The sequence below is a fragment of the Dictyobacter sp. Z7_2 genome (assembly GCF_057551105.1).
The window spans coordinates 3,443,966-3,464,492 of sequence record NZ_BAAJPE010000002.1; the positions used below are offsets into that span (position 1 = coordinate 3,443,966).

15 protein-coding genes are annotated in these 20,527 nt (G+C 42.0%); 8 read left to right on the plus strand and 7 right to left on the minus strand.

The window, feature by feature from the left end; genetic code table 11:
• Nucleotides 1-136 precede the first annotated feature (136 nt).
• Complete coding sequence (locus tag AC27N8_RS28020; RefSeq protein WP_487071638.1) at nucleotides 137-2,851, minus strand: phage NrS-1 polymerase family protein; 2,715 nt, start codon at nucleotides 2,849-2,851, stop codon at nucleotides 137-139.
• 679 nt (nucleotides 2,852-3,530) lie between these two features.
• Between AC27N8_RS28020 and AC27N8_RS28025 the strand changes: the two genes are divergently transcribed.
• Nucleotides 3,531-3,767: a hypothetical protein gene (locus tag AC27N8_RS28025; protein WP_487071640.1), complete on the plus strand. Its 237-nt coding sequence runs from the start codon at nucleotides 3,531-3,533 to the stop codon at nucleotides 3,765-3,767.
• A 386-nt stretch (nucleotides 3,768-4,153) separates the two neighbouring features.
• Here AC27N8_RS28025 and AC27N8_RS28030 read toward each other — a convergent pair whose 3' ends face one another.
• Nucleotides 4,154-4,618, minus strand: coding sequence for a hypothetical protein (locus tag AC27N8_RS28030; protein ID WP_487071642.1), 465 nt, complete (start codon nucleotides 4,616-4,618; stop codon nucleotides 4,154-4,156).
• 5 nt (nucleotides 4,619-4,623) lie between these two features.
• A complete protein-coding gene (locus tag AC27N8_RS28035; protein ID WP_487071644.1) occupies nucleotides 4,624-4,836 on the minus strand; it encodes a hypothetical protein in 213 nt (70 codons plus the stop codon).
• 169 nt (nucleotides 4,837-5,005) lie between these two features.
• Between AC27N8_RS28035 and AC27N8_RS28040 the strand changes: the two genes are divergently transcribed.
• Together AC27N8_RS28040 and AC27N8_RS28045 are read left to right on the plus strand one after the other, a co-directional pair.
• Complete coding sequence (locus AC27N8_RS28040) at nucleotides 5,006-5,224, plus strand: helix-turn-helix domain-containing protein (protein ID WP_487071646.1); 219 nt, start codon at nucleotides 5,006-5,008, stop codon at nucleotides 5,222-5,224.
• Between the two features lie 59 nt (nucleotides 5,225-5,283).
• Nucleotides 5,284-8,955 (plus strand): type ISP restriction/modification enzyme, encoded by a 3,672-nt coding sequence (locus tag AC27N8_RS28045; protein ID WP_487071648.1) that lies wholly within the window; start codon nucleotides 5,284-5,286, stop codon nucleotides 8,953-8,955.
• A 71-nt stretch (nucleotides 8,956-9,026) separates the two neighbouring features.
• Here AC27N8_RS28045 and AC27N8_RS28050 read toward each other — a convergent pair whose 3' ends face one another.
• Nucleotides 9,027-9,968, minus strand: coding sequence for a tyrosine-type recombinase/integrase (locus AC27N8_RS28050; RefSeq protein WP_487071650.1), 942 nt, complete (start codon nucleotides 9,966-9,968; stop codon nucleotides 9,027-9,029).
• Between the two features lie 614 nt (nucleotides 9,969-10,582).
• Here AC27N8_RS28050 and AC27N8_RS28055 point away from each other — a divergent pair.
• A complete protein-coding gene (locus tag AC27N8_RS28055; RefSeq protein ID WP_487071652.1) occupies nucleotides 10,583-11,188 on the plus strand; it encodes a hypothetical protein in 606 nt (201 codons plus the stop codon).
• A gap of 101 nt (nucleotides 11,189-11,289) precedes the next feature.
• On the opposite strand, the gene AC27N8_RS28060 is transcribed toward AC27N8_RS28055, so the two are convergent.
• Nucleotides 11,290-12,324, minus strand: coding sequence for a DNA-methyltransferase (locus AC27N8_RS28060; RefSeq protein ID WP_487071654.1), 1,035 nt, complete (start codon nucleotides 12,322-12,324; stop codon nucleotides 11,290-11,292).
• 269 nt (nucleotides 12,325-12,593) lie between these two features.
• Between AC27N8_RS28060 and AC27N8_RS28065 the strand changes: the two genes are divergently transcribed.
• On the plus strand, nucleotides 12,594-13,847 hold the full coding sequence (locus AC27N8_RS28065) for an RNA polymerase sigma factor (protein WP_487071656.1): 1,254 nt from the start codon (nucleotides 12,594-12,596) through the stop codon (nucleotides 13,845-13,847).
• Nucleotides 13,848-13,996: 149 nt separating this feature from the next.
• Nucleotides 13,997-15,019 carry a CPBP family intramembrane glutamic endopeptidase gene (locus AC27N8_RS28070; protein WP_487071658.1) on the plus strand — a complete coding sequence of 341 codons (1,023 nt, stop codon included), beginning with the start codon at nucleotides 13,997-13,999 and terminating at the stop codon, nucleotides 15,017-15,019.
• A 57-nt stretch (nucleotides 15,020-15,076) separates the two neighbouring features.
• Here AC27N8_RS28070 and AC27N8_RS28075 read toward each other — a convergent pair whose 3' ends face one another.
• Complete coding sequence (locus AC27N8_RS28075) at nucleotides 15,077-15,904, minus strand: DUF6585 family protein (RefSeq protein WP_487074764.1); 828 nt, start codon at nucleotides 15,902-15,904, stop codon at nucleotides 15,077-15,079.
• 394 nt (nucleotides 15,905-16,298) lie between these two features.
• Between AC27N8_RS28075 and AC27N8_RS28080 the strand changes: the two genes are divergently transcribed.
• Together AC27N8_RS28080 and AC27N8_RS28085 are read left to right on the plus strand one after the other, a co-directional pair.
• The gene (locus AC27N8_RS28080) at nucleotides 16,299-17,063 is read left to right on the plus strand and encodes a hypothetical protein (RefSeq protein ID WP_487071660.1); all 765 of its coding nucleotides are present in this window, start codon (nucleotides 16,299-16,301) and stop codon (nucleotides 17,061-17,063) included.
• A complete protein-coding gene (locus AC27N8_RS28085; RefSeq protein WP_487071662.1) occupies nucleotides 17,057-17,944 on the plus strand; it encodes a hypothetical protein in 888 nt (295 codons plus the stop codon). The genes AC27N8_RS28080 and AC27N8_RS28085 overlap by 7 nt, the downstream gene beginning before the upstream one ends.
• 332 nt (nucleotides 17,945-18,276) lie before the next feature.
• On the opposite strand, the gene AC27N8_RS28090 is transcribed toward AC27N8_RS28085, so the two are convergent.
• Entirely contained in the window at nucleotides 18,277-20,334 is a 2,058-nt protein-coding gene (locus AC27N8_RS28090; RefSeq protein ID WP_487071664.1) for a hypothetical protein, read from the minus strand.
• Nucleotides 20,335-20,527 lie beyond the last annotated feature (193 nt).

Genomic DNA, 20,527 nt, shown 5'->3' on the forward strand with positions numbered 1-20,527 from the left:
GTTTCAGCAAGAAGTTTTTGATGGTGCACACTACGTACTTTACTGTTACCACTACCCATAAAATAATTTATATGGGAGTTAGTAACACTATCAACACAGTGGGTGATGTAATATAGTGTGCCCTTCCTTTTCCCTCTCATCCAGTCATTTCATTCGCCATATTATCCCCTTCCCTTACAACAATGTCACTCATGAATGGAGCAGTTACTCTCTGCTTTGCTTCTTTCACATATGCACCGACCGTTTTATTGTTCATTTTAGAACCATGAAGCCTCTTTAACTCTGCTTGCATTTTCCTTGTCGAGAGCTTTTCTCCGTAGATGCCACTCACTCTTAATGACTCCTCGGCCTGTCTCATTCTCTCCTGGTCATAGTCTGCCTTTGCGTATCCCTCTTGACTAAGTACGGGTAGATTAGTGATCTCTGTTGTGATAGGAAGAAAGCCAACATTTCCATTACTGAGTGTAATCACAATACGCCTATCATAGCGGAGAGGTCTGTTTCTGTGTGCGGCCTGCGTTAGCTCTGCATCTATCAGATAGTCAACCAGTCCTTTTAGACGTTCATCTTTAAACTGCCCATCCCCACCTTTTCTAGCATCTATCGGTTTTGGATCATCCGCATATAACATTTGTGCCCAATGAATAATGCTATCAAGATTAGGCGTCGGAGTACCCACAATAAGCAATATTTCACAGTCTTCAAATGCATTGCTTCCGCGTATTGCCCAAAAGTGCCCTTGCCGCTCTTCTGGTATTGCTAGGGCTTTTCCAATCGTATCTTGACATGCAGCATAGGTTATGAGTCCTATAGATTTTTGTCTATCGGGATCAATCTCTCGGAGGATGTAGCGAAGCTCTTTAATAACACGTTGAAGATCCTTTTCACTGTTTTTTTCATTCGTCAACGTTCCTTTACTATAACGCTTCCCTGTTCTTACTGCGATATGTTTCATGTTGGGAGGTGGGTCAATCTCTATTGTTTTCACCTCGATAGGCCGTCCGAAAAGTTTGGAAAAGAGTTCAGGGTGTGCCGTTGCGTCAAGGATCGCAAGTGGAATATTCCCCTGGAACCTACGTGGCTCCTGAATAAACAGGGTATACTCATCATCGTGTTGGCCTACGTGTATGCGACTATTCCAGTCTTGCCCCGTCTTCCATTGTGGTATCTCTTGCTGGAAGGTATTGACTATCATTGGAATGATGATATGCCCCAACTCCTCTAGGAATTTCACATCAATCACTGGTCGTTCTTGCATGAGCCATGGAGCAGCAGCAAGTTCTTGAAATCCTTCTTCTAGTTGTCCGTTAGATTGTTCGTTGAGCGTATCAAACAAGCCTTTGCCTGTTAGGGACTTTTTTGTCTCTTGAAGGATTGCCTGTAATTCTCTGAGAACATGGTAAGCTTTGTCCGTGTCTGGACGCTTGACTCTCTCTAATGTACTAAGTATCATCTTCGTTGTAATCACATGTTCTATAACCCAGCTCGATAAGTTTAGTTCATCGACGACGACAGCTTTATGTGTCACTGGATGTGATGTCTGAGCATGAGCAATTTGATACACGGCGCTTCCTGGTATATTAAACTGTTGATAGTACTGACAAAAGTGCTTACGGTGAAAAGGCCACATGTTAAAGCCTAAAATGCTTCCTCTTCTGGCAATCTCTGATTCTGGACAATTGGTAGGTGAGCATCCTAGTATGTGTCGATAGTCATGCAACCCTCTGACCTGTTCATATTGATCATGTCTTTCAACAATGTATGCAATATTCTGGTCTTTTCCCCAGTTGGCGATAGTGGTAGATTTTCCTGCTCCTGGGGGGACTTTCACAACAAGAACAGCGTCATTTTGCTCATGGAGGTGGGTGCTTACTATATCTTTTATGTCTTCTATCGTCTTCAGCAGGTTTCTATCTTCCTGTATTTTTTGCCAAGGATAAGCATGCGCTTCACGTTTATCTTCACGCTTTTTTTGTAGCGTATACGTTTCATCAAGATTATCAATCGCTTTTTCTATCGTATCGAAAAGATAACGAGGATGCTCATCCCATTTACTACGGTGGAGTCCTGAGCGGCGTACTATACGTTCTATCTGCTCTATGTTTTGCGTATAGAAGGCGATACAACTACATAGTGCTAAATCTGCTTCAGAATGAGATGTATATTCTTCTATCTCTCCTTGCCAGAGCTGTTCAAACTTTGCTTTATTTGCTGCCTTTTTGAGCAGAGTAAGTACTTCCTCGTCTTTGAGTACTTCGCTTATATTAGGGGCACTTATCCGGTGGCGTATAAATGTAGGGAATGTTTTGTGATACCAGTTTTCTACTTGTTCCTGTCTGTTTTCGATCCTGTTTGTGTTGCTGATACGTTGGCCTGTTACTGTGAAGAATCGCTGTGTATTGTAGACCTCTATGCATCCATCTTTTCTATTTCCTCCACTGAGTAAAATATTGGCCTGAACGAAGATTTTGACCCCCGTTCCAGATGGAGATATTTCTGTGTATCCGTCGATATAATCTATTATCTCTTGCGCCCATGGTGCTATCTTCTCATTAGAAATGCATCCATCTAGATCGATTCCTATAAATGCATCATTGTCGCTGAAGACGAAACCGATACCATCATAGGTCTCTTGCTTAAGAGCCGTTATTGCCTCTGTGTAGGTTATCCACGTTTGTCGACTAACTGCGTTTGCCTCTTTGTGTGTATGTGGGTTGTAGGGGACTTTTCCCATCCTTCCATTAGCACGAGGGACTTTTCTCCACATTACCCACTGTGGGCAATTTTTTAATTCATCGGGGATCGTGAGGTAAGGGTTTGGAGTGGCCTGTCTGCTCGTTAGTTCTACCATGTACCAATATACCAACCTTTTCTAGCAACAAGTCTTTATGATCACTACATGTTGTGTCTATGTGGATGGGTAACACAATATATAGTAGCACGCTTGAATTTGTGGGCGGTGATTTCTAGGACTAATTTCTCATGTAAACGAGCGGTTTACTGGTGGTTTATTGGGATTTTAAGGTAATTAATGACCTATTTATTCTCCTTATTTTGTATGATTAATCAACTGATTGAGCTTAAAACACTAGAGACATACTCACAAACATAATCTTTCAGATGGGGGGACACAAGAGTAACCATTAAAAAGTCCCGATATCCATTTTTTAACCCGTAGCCTTTAAATTATCTGTGTAAATTTAAGAGAGTCTAGCTTAGAGCATATTGGTTTTTATATGGCACTTGAAATATTGTCTGCTTACTTGACATCGTTCTCCGCGTATGTTATTGTTTTTTACACAAAGAACCACAAAGATAACAAAAACCACAAAGATAACAAAAACCACAAAGATAACAAAAACCACAAAGATAACAAAAATGATATTAAGGGCTACAATTATAAATTGCTCTGAGGGAGCATAAGTTTTATTGTTATCAAGGATGTGAAATGACTAATACGTACGTAGCCCTGCGGTTACATGTAACTCCTTTATTCCTTGTTTTAGGCGAGGACGGAGGATATAGTTGCCGTGGAAAGACGTCATTGGATCTATGCGTTTTTTAGACGTATTCTGCCAAAAAAATTTAAAGAGTCATTAATGGTTCTAGCATTAGGTTATGCTATGGCATCGCATGATTCTCGGCTTGTTTTGGAGATTCTAACTCTATCAGTTTCTGGCTCTAGTATTACGACGATTGTTGATACTGTCGCTAAGATAAAGAAGATCAATGGGCGCAAAAATGAACCTCCAAATGAAGAAGAATAAAGGTTGGTTAATTTCAATCCCTTTTTGTAATCTATGCTGATCTTTTTGTTTGGGGGGATAGCATATATACAGAACATAGAGTGCCAAAGAAACCCATATCCAACAATTTAAGGTACTTGGGCAACTTCGGCATTCTATATTGACAAATTTAAGCTGCGTGGACGTATATGTCTGATAACGTGTATCGTTTCTTGGCGAGAGTTGAGAAGGCAGTCATAACTTTTTCTGCAATAATTTTTTGCGTGAATCCACCAACTTCAACGATATATGATTGGTAGAGAGGGATATTTGCTGTCTTTGCGAGCTGGCTAGATGTAATATTATGCTTTCTTCGTAATTCTAATAATGTGGGCTTTCGTTCCATGATACGTAGATCCATCCTTTTTTTATTCGTTATTAATACTTTCTTCTGCTTGTATATAGCCAGGGATAAAAGTTCTGCCAACAGTGAGACCCTCTGGATGGGCTGTGATGTTGCAATGGGGATATTGAGGACGTTGTGCAAGCCATTCCTTTGTTAACTCGGCGGCGTGTTCCTGGTTTTTGGCATAGACAAAGGTGAACTCATCAGGGGTTGATGGCTCCCCATTCGTACTTGCGCGTACAATCCACAGCATTTGATACTCTTCCCATACAACAATATCCACTTGCTCCAACGTGATTTCTATTCCAATATGATGAGCTAACGCCTTCACAATCTTCTCAGCCTCTACGCAATAGATGGGATGCATGAGGAGTGCTTGATAGATCGTCTGTGTACTTATCCCTGCCTCCATCGCAATTGTTGGGAGATCAAAGTGGTGAAGTGTTCTTACCTGTTCCAGTGTTGGTTTCTTCTTTCTTTCACACATGTTCATTATCCTATGGCCTGAATATATGCCTCGACTGCTATCAGTGCTGCTTCTTTCTCACCTACAAATGACGCTAGTTGCTCCTGTAAGCTCCCTATGCTGTTGTATCGATGATTGATAATGTCATGTGAAGATGTAACGCGAAAACCCTCCATTGCTTGTCTCATAGCCTCACATTCCTGCTCTATCTGTTGACGTAACCTTGCAATTTCACTCAAGAGAAAATCCTTTCTTGTCGATAGATGAAATAACACTCAACCCCACAATGATAACATTACACTGTATACATTGCAATGCATATCACTAAAGGCTTATTGTTTAGGTCATATTCTGCTAACCATTTCGCTCTGATACACTAGCCTCGAATGCATATATAGGAGCAGTGCTATGTTACGTCTCAGGGTAAAAGAAGTTGCGGAGGCAAAGAGGATTAGTATCGCCAAGCTTGCAAGAAAAGCAGATTTAGATAATCGAACTGTCTACCGAGTTGTGCATGATCCTTTTGCTGAAATTACTACTATTACATTGGGAAGACTAGCTGAAGCTTTAGGAGTATCTGTAAAAGATTTAGTTGAGGATGCTCCATCCCCCCTGTCCGAGGAATAAGCCTTACTCCTTTGTGCTCTTCTTGGTGAGTAGATTTTAACCTGCAAGGAGTGCTATAGATGACTAATCCGCCCATCGAACTCTTCTATTCATACGCCCATGAAGATGAAGACCTGCGTAATCAACTCGACGATCATTTGATTCTGCTCAAACGGCAAAACCTGATTAGCGGTTGGTATGATCGTGATATTACTGCTGGTGCGCGATGGTCTGAAGAAATACAAAGTCACTTGCGTTCTGCCCGCATTATTTTACTTCTTGTCAGTCGCTCGTTTCTTTCATCGGATTATTGCTATGATGTAGAAGTACAAGAAGCATTGAAAAGGCACGAAGCAGGCGAAGCAGTTGTTATTCCTATTATTTTGCGTTCCTGCTATTGGGAGGTTGCTCCCTTTGGACAATTTCAGGCATTGCCGAAGAATGCAAAAGCTGTTACATTGTGGTCAGATCGGGATGCTGCTTTTACGGATGTAGTAAGGGGGATTGTGAAGGTAATTAAAGAACTGGATAGCCCCAAGAAAACATCACCAACTCAGCAGAACGGTAAACAAAAGCGGAGGAGTGGAGAGAAGATGGAAGAGGATAAATTTGCACCTGGATTGCCAGAAAAACCACATACACCTACATCATTCAATAAAACGCTTAAGAAGGCTATTGAGCGCTACTACAGAGAACTCAAAGAGTATGAAGGCAAAGCAGACTACGAACTAGCTTTAAGATCAGCTTTTCAGAACTTATTAGCGGATGCTTGCCGCCTTGTGAAGTGGATACTTATTCCAGAACAAACATTAGAAGGTGGGATACGGCCCGATGGTGTTGCACGCGATGATTATTTTGCTCGGGGCTACTGGGAAGCCAAGGGACCAAAGAGTGACTTGGAAAAAGAAATAGCGAAAAAGATTGCAGATAATTATCCCCTTACTAATACACTCTTCGAAAATACACGTAAAGCAGTACTTTATCAGAGTAAGAAACGTTTGCCCTATGAATATGATTTAACTCGGCCCAATGATGTAAGTGATCTGCTGCAACGGTTTGTAAATTATACAGAGCCGGATGTTGCAAACTTTGAGACAACTATTAACGATTTCAAGGAAAGTATTCCAGAGCAAGCTACGAAAATCCTTGAGTTAGTTGAAACAGAAGAGAAGAGAAATAGTAAATTTATTGCCGCCTTTGGAAATTTTAGGACTCTTTGTCAAGCATCGCTTGATCCTAAAATTAGTGATAATAATCTGAAAGAGATGCTTGTTCAACACCTACTTACTGAACGTCTCTTTCGTACTATTTTTGATAACACTAACTTTGTTAATCGCAATGTTATAGCGGTTGAGGTAGAGAAAGTCATCCAGGCACTTACTAGTAGAGAATTTATTAGCAATAATTTTTTAATGCCTTTAGATCGTTTTTATGTTGCCATTGAGCGTGCAGCTAAAGATATTGGGAGTTGGGCTGAAAGACAACGCTTTCTGAATACAGTCTATGAGCGCTTCTTTCAAGGTTTTTCTGTGAAGCAGGCTGATATACTAGGAACTGTCTATACTCCACAAGAGATTGTTGATTTTATGTGTGCAAGTGTTGAGGTAACCTTACAAAGAGAGTTTAGCACTTCAATCGCTGAATCTGGAATACAAATTCTTGATCCTGCTACTGGTACAGGTAGTTTTATTGTTAATCTCCTACACCGTATTCCCCGCCATCAATTGAAGTATAAGTATCGCCATGATCTTTTTTGTAACGAAGTTGCATTACTTCCATATTATATTGCATCACTGAATATTGAGCATGAGTATTTCGAAAGAGTAGGAGAATATGAACCGTTTGAGGGAATTTGTTTTGCTGATACATTAGAATTGGCTGATGGGCAACAATTACCTCTATTTGTAGAAGAAAATACTGAGCGTGTACAGAAAGAAAAAAGTGCTCAGATTATGATTGTAATAGGAAATCCCCCTTATAATATGGGTCAGAAAAATGAAAGCGACAATAATAAGAATCGTTCATATGCTATCATCGATAAACGTATCAATCTGACATATGCAAAAGATTCCGATGCAACTCTTAACAACAAACTTTACGATGCATATGTTCGCTTTTTTAGATGGGCTGTTGATCGATTACAGGGAAATGATGGTATTGTCTGCTATGTTTCAAATAATTCTTTTGTCGACCAAATCGCTTTTGATGGTATGCGCAAACATTTATTAAAAGATTTTGATCAAATTTATCATCTTGATTTACATGGCAATGTTCGGAAAAACCCTAAATTATCGGGAACAACACATAATGTTTTTGGTATACAAGTTGGTGTGGGTATTACCATAGCAATAAAATCATCAAAAAGCGTACGTAAGGCTTTATATTACTATCGTGTTCCAGAATTTTGGCGTAAAGAAGAGAAACTTCTATATTTAGAGCAAATGCAAAATATTTTTGAAATCGATTGGAGAGAGTTAAAGCCAGATGCTAAACAAAATTGGATTACGGATAATATGCAAAGCGACTTTCTTGGGTTTTTGCCAATAGGAAATAAAGATGTGAAAAGATCTAAAGGGTCTAGTTTTGAAGCTTTATTTAAAATGTATTCATTGGGGGTGGTTACTAGTAGAGATGTTCATGCTTATTCATTTAATTTAGAACAGTTGCAACAGCAGGTAATTAAGTTCATCAACATTTATAATAGTGCTGTGGATCAGGTAAAGAGACTAGGTAACCAGCTTGATACTACATCTTTGATAGATAACGACGATCCTCGAATTAAATGGACACGCCAAGTTAAGGCATCCTTAAATAAAGCTCAGTATAGCCAATTTGATTCAACACATTTGCGACAATGCCTCTATCGGCCTTTTACAAAGAAGACTTTATATTTTGATGATTTTTGGAACGAGGAGAGATATAAACAGCACTTAATGTTTCCGACACTAGCTAGTGAGAGCGAAAATAAGGTTATCTGTCTCAGTGATCTAGGTTCCGAAAAACCGTTTATGGTTTTAATTGCTAATACTATTGTTGATTATCATTTAGTTGGTGCTGGTGCTAGTACTCAATGTTTTCCTTTTTATCTTTACTCAGACCATGATAGTAATTATCGTGAAAATATAACTGATTGGGCATTGAAACAATTTCAAGTTAAATATGGTGATCAAGTCACAAAATGGGATATCTTTTATTATACCTATGGGCTTTTACATCACTCTCAATATCGAGAGCGTTATATTGAAAATCTTAAGCACGATTTACCACATATTCCTCTTGTCCATAGTTTGGAAGTTTTTACTACCTGCATTAATATAGGTAAGCGCCTTATGGATATTCATCTAAACTATGAGTCATCAAAAGAGTATCCTCTAGAGTGGTTCGAAAGTAATGATATTCCCTTTAGTTGGCGTGTAGAGAAGATGCGTTTATCAACAGATAAGCGCGTAGTTGTTGTTAACGAAAGCTTGAGACTTGGCCCATTACCACAAGAATGTTTTGAGTATCAATTGGGTAATCGTTCTGCACTTGAGTGGGTTATTGATCAGTATCAAGTGACTAAGGATAAGCGCAGCGGTATAGAGAATGACCCCAACCGACTAGATGATGAAGAGTATATTGTGCGCTTGGTTAGTAAGGTTGTGCAGGTAAGTGTTGAGACAGTACGATTAGTGAATGATTTGGCTCAAAAAGTAACTGTGGAGGATTGGACAGAGGAAAGAGTAAACTTGAATGAGGGTGCAGAGATATAGAGCCAGAAGAAAGAGGTATGAAGGGTGCGTATTGTGCTTTTCTCCATACCCCTATCAATTCTATCGCTTCGTTACTTGATACGTACTCGTTGCCTTGTTGGATTGGGTGTCCTTCTGGCTTCTTCGGCCTGGAACGTCTTCAGATAGACTTCTGTGACCTTGACTGAGCTATGCCCCATAAGGATACTCAATCGATAGATGTCACCTCCATTACGCAGGTAGTTGACTGCAAAGGTATGTCTACACGTATGGGCGGAACAGCGTACACCTTCGATCTTGCTCCATCGTTCCAATCGGTCAAATAGAAGATCAATCCCTTTCGGTGTTAAGCATTTACGATAGCGTCCTACAAATACCGTTTCATCCTTTTCTGCATCCTGCCGATATCTGTCGATGTAGCGGCGTAGAGCGCGTCGGGTTTCATTATCAAGCCCTACCTCTCGCCACTTTCTCCCCTTTCCGTAGACTTTGATATGAGCATCTTTCGCGTCCAGGTAGGTATTATTGATGGTGAGTTTGCATAGTTCATTCGCTCGAATGCCCGTGTTGAATAGGACATCTAAGACTAGCCTGTCACGTTCCTGAAGATGGTGATCACATTCTTTCTGACAAGCGCGATAGAGGTTATCAATGTGGTGTTGGGTAAATGTTTCGATGATAACTTCGTCTACTTTGGGCGATTTAATGCGCTTAATGGCTTTCTCGCTGACATGTATTTCGTACTCTTCATCTTGCGTACACCACGTTGCGAATCCCTTGATGACCTGGACATAGCCGTGTATGGTGTAACTGGATAGCATTGCATTTTTGCGAGGTGAGCGCGTGTGTGAGAGATGATCTTGAAACTGTGTGATGGCGCGATTATTCAGATCCTCAAGCTCGATGCCCTTCTCCTGGCACCACGCGGAGAAGACGGCTAGCTTTTGTTCATACCATACCAAAGTCTTTGGCTGTAATGTTTTGCACTCTTCAATATAGTCTTCAATCGCCTGTGAAATTGTCTTGCTGCTCATATTTGGTCCCCTTTAGAGAACCGTACCTCTGTTGGGGCATATTTATTCTATCGGCCTGTGGAGCGGATTCAAAGGGTGTCCTAGAGCATCGGTCTTCGGAACCGAGTGTCGGGGGTTCGAATCCCTCTGGGCGCGCTTTTAAATTTTGAACTCAGTGAGCTCTTTTTTGTTTCTCGACCTCCTCATATGTGAATGTCGGTCTTCCTCAATTGAATGTCGGTTTATCTCATAACCGATGGTGTGTTCCGAGAACTAATGCTCTAACTTCTTGGACTATGTCGTACAAAATGGAAATTAGTATGTACTAGTTGAATTCATTAACAGTAATTTCCAATATTATTGAAAAGAGTGCATATTCGCATTGATGGTAATATATTTGCATATTTAAATATAAAATTTTACGGGACTAAAGGAGTAATTTTTTGTGGACTATAGTCCATAGATCTTCGGTCATCCTCTAGCTAAACTCACCCCATAGAACAAACGTGCGAGCAGAAGCGTGCTGGCCATTCATTTCTTGTTTTCTTGAGCTTAAGCTCTTTGGCAAAAACTATTTATTTGATTTTAAAGGTTGAAATGACCTGGGGATTCCATAGGAAGGAACTAACAATTTTATGAAGATCATGGAAAGAGAACGCTTAATTGATGTGGGTGGTTTCTCTTCGACACAAACTTGGAAAAGGATTGAAGATGATGTGATACAAGCAATAGCTACTATCGAATGGCCACCAAATTCTGGTTCATTTACGATCTATCCACAATCTGGAAAAGGGAGAGGTGAAGGTAATGGAGTGAAGCCAATTAAAGATGCATTTATTCTTCATCTCCAATCGCGTGAGTGGTCATTAGAACAGCCCATCCCAGTACTTGGTACAGGACCAATGGACGCAGCCTTTTTTACTGAAAAGGGTCTTTTTTGTGTAGAGTGGGAGACAGGTAACATTTCTTCGAGCCACAGGTCTGTTAACAAAATGGCAATGGGCTTAATACGAGAGGTTTTAATTGGAGGAATATTGCTAGTACCGACTAAAAAAATGGCTAGATATCTCACTGATCGAATAGGTAATTTTCCAGAATTATCAGCCTACTTCCCTTACTGGCAGGCTCAGGCTCAACTTGTTAAAGAAGGGATACTGGAAATAATTGCTATTGAGCACGATGCTGAAAGTTTAGATGTTCCTAGAATCACTAAAAGCACTGATGGTCGTGCATTGGCCTGATCTGCTGAATAAAAAGAATTTGAGATAGCCGTTCTATCTCAGAATAAATTGTTGACATAATAAGCGTGGAGGAGAAATATTCTTCCCACGCTAAAAAAACTTTAAAAGAACGTACTATTTTTTTTCTTTTCAGCCACTTCATCATTTCCATAGACGTGATCAATCGCTCCATTTTTCCATTCATTTGGTACTTTAGACACTTTCCCTTGTGGTTTATAGAGCTCTCTTTCCATTGGTCGTATTGGTAGTTTACCTTTATAGAAGTCGATGATCCGATTTTTAGCAATATCTATATATGTTTTTTCTTTATCACATCCAATAGCTTTTCTTTCTTGTTTAAGGGCAGCGATGAGGGAGGAACCAACCCCTGCATATGGATCAAGAACCCAGTCATCTTTATCTGTAAGGGCCAGCACACAACGCTCGACCAGTTCAATAGGATACTGCGCAGGGTGCTCTGTTTTTTCTGGATGTGCCGCTTTAACTTGGGGGATTTCCCATACTTCTTCTTCCCATTGTTGAGATAAAAAATCCCATATGTCAGAAGGGTTTTTTCCAAGTGGATTCCCTGATGGCTTTCCTTTATTTGGACCTTTATGATGTCTCTTTCCTGGATATTTAGATGGAATTCTAACTGAGTCAAGATTGAATGTATAATTTTCACTTTTTGTAAACCAAAGTATAGTTTCGTATCGCCCCGAAAATCTTCTAGATGTATGCAAGCCATGATTATAACGCCATATGATCCTATTTCTCAGTTTTAATCCATAGCTTTTGAAAATATTATAGTAAAAAGTGTCTAATGGAAAAACTTCTCCGTCTTCTACATAATTTCCTACTTGCCAGCAAATACTCCCATTATCATTAACTAATCTTATAATCTCTGCTATCACCTTTTCTTGGACTTTGAGATAGGAATATATTTCATCACGTTTTTCATATGCCTTGCCTACATTATAGGGTGGAGATGTAATAATTAGTTGTGCAAATCCATCTGGTAATGTTTGTAAAAATTTATAGGTATCACCGAGATGCAGAACAATTTGGCTCTTCTCTGTGAGTGTATCTGAAATGATTGGGCTATCATCATCTTCATGATAATTGTCATCAGACCATAGTTGCAAAGGTGTTAGCATTCCTTATTTCCTCTTCTAAACAACGATTAATCCTGAAAAATCCTACTTATAAGTTCATTATACATCAGCGGAGCCTGAAAGAAATGTGATAAGCGTAACAGCTAGGACTGAAGGTTGTGTGCCAGCATGCAAAGTGAGGAAGAACCTTTTTTTGTGTAAGCTTTTTATCTGCAAAGGCGACTTTTTAATAGAGGGGTCAAAATATGAGTAAGTAAGAAAGGCTACCTGAGCGTATAGCAGCTATAATGATATTTATGGATAAGTATGTTGTGAACAAGGATGAAACAAGCGAAGATCCATACAAGGCTCTGGAGGAGAATCTCGAACAACTTTTACAGACGGCCGAACCACGCCTGATACAACTTGCCAGGCGGTATGGTGTGCCGCCTGACGTGGTGGGAGATGTTGTACAGGAAACACTTGTTGCCGCCTGGCAAAATCTGGCGCACTTACGCTCGCCGGATCACTTTGCGTTCTGGCTTGACGGTATTTGCCGCAATATGAGTATGCGTTGGGCACGTGCACAGAGGACAGCTGATTCTCACCAGCAATCCTTTTCCTCGCTGCAACCTGAGCACGACTCATTGCAAGCCGAACAGAAACAGCTCAACGAATCTCCTCTCCTCAATATCGTTGATCCGCAATCCATCGATTTGTCTGAAGAGCTTGGTCGTCATGATCTGGCTGTGCTGCTGGATCGCGCGATGGGCTATCTTCCGGCTACGGGACGCAAGGCAGTGGAGATGTATTATCTGGCGGATCTGCCACAACGCGAGATTGCTTTGCAACTCGGCATGACTATCAATGCTCTGGAGGTAAAACTTCATCGTGCCCGTCGCCAGTTACGTCAGATACTCCAACAAGAGTTACGCGCCGACGCCGAGTCCTTTGGCCTGCTCTTTACCGGTGAGATGGCAGAACAGGGATGGCGTAATACAAGTATCTGGTGCTTCTACTGCGGGCAGCGGCGCTTACAGGGATGCTTTGAGCCACACGTCAGCGGCGAGGTTAGCCTACGTTTGCGTTGTCCACACTGCTCTTCGGTGTGTAACGACGACCTCATCAATACCACTACGAAAGTGCCATTCGCGCATATGCGATCCTTTCGTCCAGCGGTCAAGCGTGCGCTACAGATATCGCCATTCCTCTATTTAGAGGATTTTACCACAGGTTGGCAGCGCTGTCATATCTGTGGACAACCCGCCACATTTCGTGGTGTCGAGCCGGAAATTCTGCCCAAGCCTTTCCATACGCGATTCAATATCGTTTTCATCTGTCCAGGTTGTGGACCTCTAACATCCAGTATCTTCTCACTTTGCCTGACCTATCCTTCAGTTTCTCAATTCGTTATTCAGCACGAACGCTTTATCGTCGAGCCTGAGGAATTGATTGAATATCAGGGGCAATTAGCGATCAGTGCCTGCCTTCGCGATCTTGTAACTGGAGAGCATCTCACGTTGATCTTACATCGTCATACCCTTCAATTGCTGGCTGTATTCCAAATCGTGGGGAGTTCTCCATAGAGGCTCTCCTGAGATGGATCATATTGCATACGAACGAGCCCATCAAGCATATTTGAGGGTGGGGGTCTATAAAGGCGCTCTCCCTCTGCCAGCAAACCCGGCAACGAACCATTGTATGTATCTACTTATAGATAGAGAAAGGTATTTCTATGTCTCTTTTGCGTCGTACACTTTCTTCCAACCTTGGGCAGATGGTGCTTGAATTTATTCTGATTGCGATTCCAGTGTTTCTGGTAACAAAACTGCTCGGCCTTCTGCCCGATGATTTTCAGCAGAGCGCCATTGGAGACCTTGTCCTCAATATTCTACTGGCGGCCGCTATCGTTGTGGTATTCGCGCTGGAGATGCATAAGCTAGAGCATCGTTCTCTCGCTGATGTGGGATGGGGTCGCCGCCAGTGGCTGCGCCATACATTGTTCGGTTTTACGCTCGGTGGCTCTTTGATCACCGTTGTCATTCTTATACTGGCGGCTACTGGTTCCTATCACATTACGGGCATAACGGCATTCTCTCTCGCCGAATTTGTCTCTATTGTCGTTGCGCTATCCCTGCTTACGCTGCTCTTTGCACGCAGCCCGCGGATTGGCATCATCCACTATGTGCTTTTGGCTGTACTGCTCTTCGGCTTCTTTTCCACCTTCGTCTTGCTGCTAACCCTGATCGGTGGTGCAATCCAGGAGGAAGTGGTTTTTCGTGCTCTCCTCTTCCGCAAATTGGAGCGCTCCTTTGGCTCCTGGATCGCCCTGGGCATCAATGCCTTCTTGTTTGGCATGATCCATATACTCAATCCCAATAGCTCGCTGATAGGAGCGCTAGCGATTGCAATCGCAGGAGGTGTTCTCTTTACCGGCATTTATATCCTGACGCGTAACCTATGGTGGGCCATCGGTGCATATCTGGGCTGGAACTACTTCGAAGGACCGGTTTTCGGCACGCAGGTCTCAGGACATAATCTGTCTGGCATCTTCTCATCCACCCTCAGCGGTTCCCCCGCATGGTCTGGTGGTAGCTTCGGACCTGAAGCGGGTCTGGTGTGTATTATTTTTGTGAGCGCGTTTGGCTTCTACCTGTGTTATCGAGCCTGGCGACAAAACCTCATCGTGCCACGCAAGCAGCCACAGAGCATTCCAGGTGATACGCAACCAGAAAGTGCAAACATTTTTTCTCGATAAACATGACTCTACCCAAACCCCAGTGTTCGCTGAAATTATGTAGGGAGGCGCTATCTTTCACGATGTTTTCTCCTCATTCTTCTTTCTATCGAATCTTCGATCAGCGAATTTGGTTGAGGAGTTGTCACGCACCAGATCGATCAGTGCTGTAAGGACGAGGAGGTTGGGAATCGTTTCCGTGGGCAAGCTTGCCCACGGGAGCTTTTGTTCTTGCTTATAGATCAAAAGAAACGTTTCTTTGATCTCGAAACGGGCGAAGTGTGACCAGTAAAGCCACATGTCATCATGAAAAAGACCCTCCTGATGAACACCACATGGGCCAAATAAGACCCGCTGGCCCATATCATATTGAGCAAGCAATTGGGGCAAGAGACGTTCACAGAGATGCTCATTGATTATCGTCGTGACCTTGTTTAGGTCACCTTCGTGTTGAGTAAGCATGACCTTGTAGCCGTCTTCACGCTGGATTGTGCAGTTCTTGCTCAATGGTGAACTGTTTCGACTCCCATGTGTGAATGATAGCCAGATGGCTTCGATCTCGTTCCATAAAAAAGGTTGTGCTGCCCCTTTGCGTTTTTGGATAATACAACCTTTCTCATAGATGTACACAAACCAGCCATAGACAATGCTTTCATGCATCCGATAGATGCCCAGGCCAATAAACGAGAGCATCAAAATACCTATTATAAGAAAAATATATTCTATTATGGCAATCCATCTATCTGTTAACCTTCCTTGATAGAGCTGCGTAAATATATAAAAGGCAAGGTAAAATATACTAAATATCATAAGGAGAGAAGTAAAAGCAATAAGAATAAAATTCGAGGTATCGAATTGATTCCGATAGATGGAGTACCAGCGGCCAAGGTGGTGCTCATGTGCCATCTTGGAGATGGGGCGAGACACAATGGGAGATCTGAGTAGATAGTTTGACGAAATATAGGGCACTTCAGCGCTCCTCAATTTTTAACATAAATAGGGTTTTCTCATATGGTATGCAATAGACTCTTTTATATACTTCACAAAGGTCGATTTGCCCAGTTCAAAGCTTTTGATATAGAGTACAACGTATAAAGTGGCTTACATTCCAATAGATTTCTCACAGGATATGATTCTGCAAATCGCCCGCTCAATTGCATCTCTCAAAATTGGTATGTTTATTGCAGCAGTACATGTGTCATCTTCATGGTTGATCGACATTTATCAATGTATACTTACTCAGTATACAGGAAAACTCCTTTTCTAAACTATGGATATGTAGTTCTTCTGAGGGGGATCTATGGATGATATACATGCTATCCTGGTTGGTTTAGTTACCAATTTTGCCTGGTTACCCATTGGAGTCATTTTTACTCTTCTCGGTTATTTTATTCAGGTGCGTATACCTAAAAGGCGTTTATGGCAAGTGAAAGATCCTTCTCAGCTTATTGTATGCTCGGCTGCATCAACGAAGACAAATACAGGTGTGTATCATCGGCCTGCGACCGGTATAGGACAAGTACGCGCTCTGACATTGGCAACCCGGTCATTGAATCAGGCATATAGTAAGAAGTTGGATGTTCGGAATATTTTATTATCTGATGAGAATCTCCATGGGCACATTGAAAATGATCTTCTTCTCTTGGGAGGTCCCAAAAATAATCGTGTGACGGAAAAATTCCTGGATCTTTTGCGAGACGAGCAACCTGCAATGTCATTTGATAGTGTCATTGTTTGGAGGGTTAATCAAGTAAGTGGGCATTGGGTAGATCAAGGTGCTATTAAATATGAGGGGCAAGCAACTAACCGTAAAATTATAATTGATTATGGCCTCATTGTTCGCTCTCAAAATCCCTTTACTTCTCGAAATAGTACTGCTATTCTTTTTGCAGGATCGCATACATATGGTACAGTTGCAGCGGCGAAGTTTTTTACTGAGGATCTTCATAAGCAGCTTCGTAAGCTTACAGGAAATCGTAGAAAGAACTTTGTTGTACTTATAAGTGCACATATCATCGATGGATATCCAGCAAAGATGAAAGTTGAGAGAAGTTACTCATGGTAAATACGAGCGATGAAATTCATCCTCCTGAGTCAAATATTCCTGACTATTCCATTGTTGAGCAGGCATTAATATCGAAAACAGGTCGTGCAGAAACATGTGAAGATGCTCTTTATATGGGTCTTCATTTTGTCGCAGTGATTGATGGGGCTACCTCTAAGACAGAGAGAAGATGGGGTGGAAAGGCAGGAGGAAGAGTTGCTGCGGAGGTGATCAAAGATGCTTTTGATCTTCTTCCTTCGGATGCGACAGCTCGCCAAGCGGTTGATCTTCTTACATCTGCTATCCATGCATTTTATAAGCAACATGATGCAACTGAGATGGTACAGAGTACACCTATCGAGAGAGCAATTGCTGGTTTTGTGGCAGTCAGTGTTGAGCGCAAAGAAGTTTGGTTTGTAGGTGATTGCCAATGTTTGCTCAATCGGGAGCTTATTCAATATAGAAAAGAAATTGATACAGTCACAGCCAATGCTCGTGCTCTGTTTCTTGAAGAAGAGATAGCACAAGGAAAGTCTATCGAAGAACTGCGCCAACACGATACTGGTAGAGAGTTTATTTTACCCCTCTTGGAGCGGCAAATGGCTTTTCAAAACAATCCTCTGCTAGGCCCGTATTGGTTCCCTGTGATTGATGGTTTTACCGTACCGGATGAAGGTATACACGTGCTTACGCTGACGGACGATGTTGATACGGTTGTACTGGCCTCTGATGGATATCCCTTCCTAAAAGACTCTCTGGAAGCATCTGAGCAAGCTCTCCAAGATGTACTTCAAGCCGATCCTTTACTCTTCCGCATGTATAAAACAACCAAGGGATTACAGGATGGGAATATTTCGTTTGATGATCGCGCGTATGTGAAAATGGTGTTGAAGCACCGTTAAAGAGAAGCGTGAATGAGGTATCGACGAGGCGCTGCTAGCGAGTTCTTCTTGTTTGCTATGTATGGTCCCAGAGATGGTATGTATAATTGTTGATCGAAGATGGGATGAATAAGATTGATTATTACAGTGTGTTTTTCATGGCTTAAAACGAGATACAATCCTGAGTCAGTAGATACTGTATAGGATACTGTGTGTAGATATGTAGGTCATTTTGAAGGGAGTGAAACGAAGATTACACGTTTTACTCCCTTATTTCATTTTTCTTACTGTAATTAATTTTATTTGGAGTAATTCCTGACAGTTTTGTTATCAGTTATACTCCTAACGCACTATTATTGTGCGATGAAGTTTGCTGTTGTTAATAGTTGTGGCCCATTTGAATAGTTTAATGCTGTTACATGATAGATTTGGCCGCTGACGAGGTCGTCGGCTTGAATAACCTGAGTAAAGCTGCCATTCTGATCGGCATCTACTGCTGCATATGTTCCATGTGGTAATCCAAAGTTGTTAGGATTGTATGGGAATGGTCCGTCCCAGCCAACAGGTATGTACACACCGGCAGGAAAATGTGTCCCTGTGACGGTGATGGTTGTTCCTGATGGTCCTGAGGTTGGGGTTATCGTGAGGGTCGGTTGGTAGTAGAAGGTAACGACGTCAGAATAATCTGCACCGGCCACCAGGCCACTATTGACGCCCACTGCTTTTACTGAGATATTTCCAGCGCCATTACTGACACTTTCGAGTGCAGGAACTGTGAATGATGTCGTGTATGACCCGTCTGTCGCGCTTGTTGTGGTTGCCACGACTGTATCGTTAAATGTGATATTGATCGTTTCACTGGCGGCAAAGTTTTTTCCTGCGAATGCTACGGTATCGCCCGCATTTCCAACCAAATCCGATCCGCTATCAGGCTGGGGAACAATCGTTTGCCATCCAAAATGTGTGCCTGTGGCAACGAGACCTGTTGCTTGTCCGATAACTGCGAATGGAACAGTTGTCTCATGGGGAGTGCTGGGCCAGGTAATGGCTGAGCGTGCAGAGCCCTCCGCATCGGTGGTGAGCGTTAGCATGTTGACTTGATTGGATTGTTGATAGCGATCAACGATTTGTACACTCTCGTTCGCGCCGAAACCAGATATTGAAACGGAGCCTGATGAGGTATCAAATGCGTAGTTGCTGCTCGTACTTACCTTTGGTGTTGCATAGGTAAATTGTGCCCGCGTGTGGGCAGTTTCCGCCGCGTTTTTTGCGTAGACATAATAGGTTATTGTTGGTGAATAGTTTAGTGGAACCTGAATAGTTGTGCTGAAACTACCTGTGCTATCGGTTGTCACTGCGGTGATACCGTTTTTGACGGTTTGGAAATAGATGTTAACTTGCTCATTCGCGTTAAATCCGCCTCCATTGACCGTGATGGTGCCTCCAGGGTTACTATTGGGATTGTATAGGCTAATTCCAGGGCCTATATTGATGCTTGTAGTAATTGAGAGACCACTTGTTGTCCCTTGGGCAGTAAGTGTGTGGCTACCCAGAGGAGCTAATTGCAGTGGGAACACAAATCTGAATGCACCAGTGCTATCAGCAGCATCATTATAGAGTTGCTGACCACCATTGGCATCCCAGGTAAGATTGACATATTCATTGGGCTTAAAACCAGTGCCACGTACCGTGATTACCTGTTGGTTTTTTGCGCCACCTGGAGCTGAAAGCATCAATGGATAAATTTTTATATGTGCTACAACAGTTGCTGGTGTGCTGTTTGTACGGACCAGGGTGACTGGATATGATCCTTGATCCAATTGATCCGGTAAAGTGAATGAGAAGGAAAGAGAACCTCGTTCATCACTGGTTGCCGTACCCTCAGGAGTTCCAGTGACTGCATCACCAAAGTAAACCTGATCCGTTTCAAATGCTCTAAATGCTTCTCCCTGTATTGTGATTGGGAGGCCAGCATTGCCGGTAAGGGATGTAAGAGTTGGAACGACCTGAATGCTGGTTTGAGCAGTAACAGGAGTTGTATCATTTCTGGATGCTGGATAAAGCAGTACTGGATATGTACCTTGCAAAATAGGATTGAAATTTGAGAGAAATGTAATGGTTTGTGATACATCTCCATTAGCATCTGGCCAGATATAATCGCCGAGAGGGTATAGGCCGTTTTCCTGATAGGCCAGGAATAATTGATATGGCGTGTTTGCTGTTAGTCCAGAGGCTGTGAGCGTTAGTGTCTGCCCTATATGAGCTTTCTTACTGCTGAGTGTGATGGTGGGAGCTGTGGTTGCTGCATGTGCCGTGTTGTGGTACCCAGACAGGAGGGGACCTCCAATAGAGAAAAAGCCAGCGAGCACAAATGCAACTATATACATGAGACGATGTTGCTTAGTATACATTGATACACCTTTTTGCTTCATGGTAGTAAAAAATGAGTATATTTCGATAGAATCATCACATAATATATAGTAAATATAAAGGGAAGTCAATGTATTTAGTGATTGTTTGTATTGAAGTTTAAATCAAGCAAATCTACCAGGATCTCCGCTAAAGTTTTGGAGATCTGATTGCCTTTGTCTATATGTTCTCAGG

Bases quoted from the DNA above. Each gene is read 5' to 3' on its own strand.
- AC27N8_RS28020 (WP_487071638.1), bottom strand. From the start codon at position 2,851: ATGGTAGAACTAACGAGCAGACAGGCCACTCCAAACCCTTACCTCACG.
- AC27N8_RS28085 (WP_487071662.1), top strand. From the start codon at position 17,057: ATGGTAAATACGAGCGATGAAATTCATCCTCCTGAGTCAAATATTCCT.
- AC27N8_RS28050 (WP_487071650.1), bottom strand. From the start codon at position 9,968: ATGAGCAGCAAGACAATTTCACAGGCGATTGAAGACTATATTGAAGAG.
- AC27N8_RS28030 (WP_487071642.1), bottom strand. From the start codon at position 4,618: ATGTGTGAAAGAAAGAAGAAACCAACACTGGAACAGGTAAGAACACTT.
- AC27N8_RS28080 (WP_487071660.1), top strand. From the start codon at position 16,299: ATGGATGATATACATGCTATCCTGGTTGGTTTAGTTACCAATTTTGCC.
- AC27N8_RS28090 (WP_487071664.1), bottom strand. From the start codon at position 20,334: ATGTATACTAAGCAACATCGTCTCATGTATATAGTTGCATTTGTGCTC.
- AC27N8_RS28075 (WP_487074764.1), bottom strand. From the start codon at position 15,904: ATGGCACATGAGCACCACCTTGGCCGCTGGTACTCCATCTATCGGAAT.
- AC27N8_RS28045 (WP_487071648.1), top strand. From the start codon at position 5,284: ATGACTAATCCGCCCATCGAACTCTTCTATTCATACGCCCATGAAGAT.
- AC27N8_RS28055 (WP_487071652.1), top strand. From the start codon at position 10,583: ATGAAGATCATGGAAAGAGAACGCTTAATTGATGTGGGTGGTTTCTCT.
- AC27N8_RS28040 (WP_487071646.1), top strand. From the start codon at position 5,006: ATGTTACGTCTCAGGGTAAAAGAAGTTGCGGAGGCAAAGAGGATTAGT.
- AC27N8_RS28060 (WP_487071654.1), bottom strand. From the start codon at position 12,324: ATGCTAACACCTTTGCAACTATGGTCTGATGACAATTATCATGAAGAT.
- AC27N8_RS28070 (WP_487071658.1), top strand. From the start codon at position 13,997: ATGTCTCTTTTGCGTCGTACACTTTCTTCCAACCTTGGGCAGATGGTG.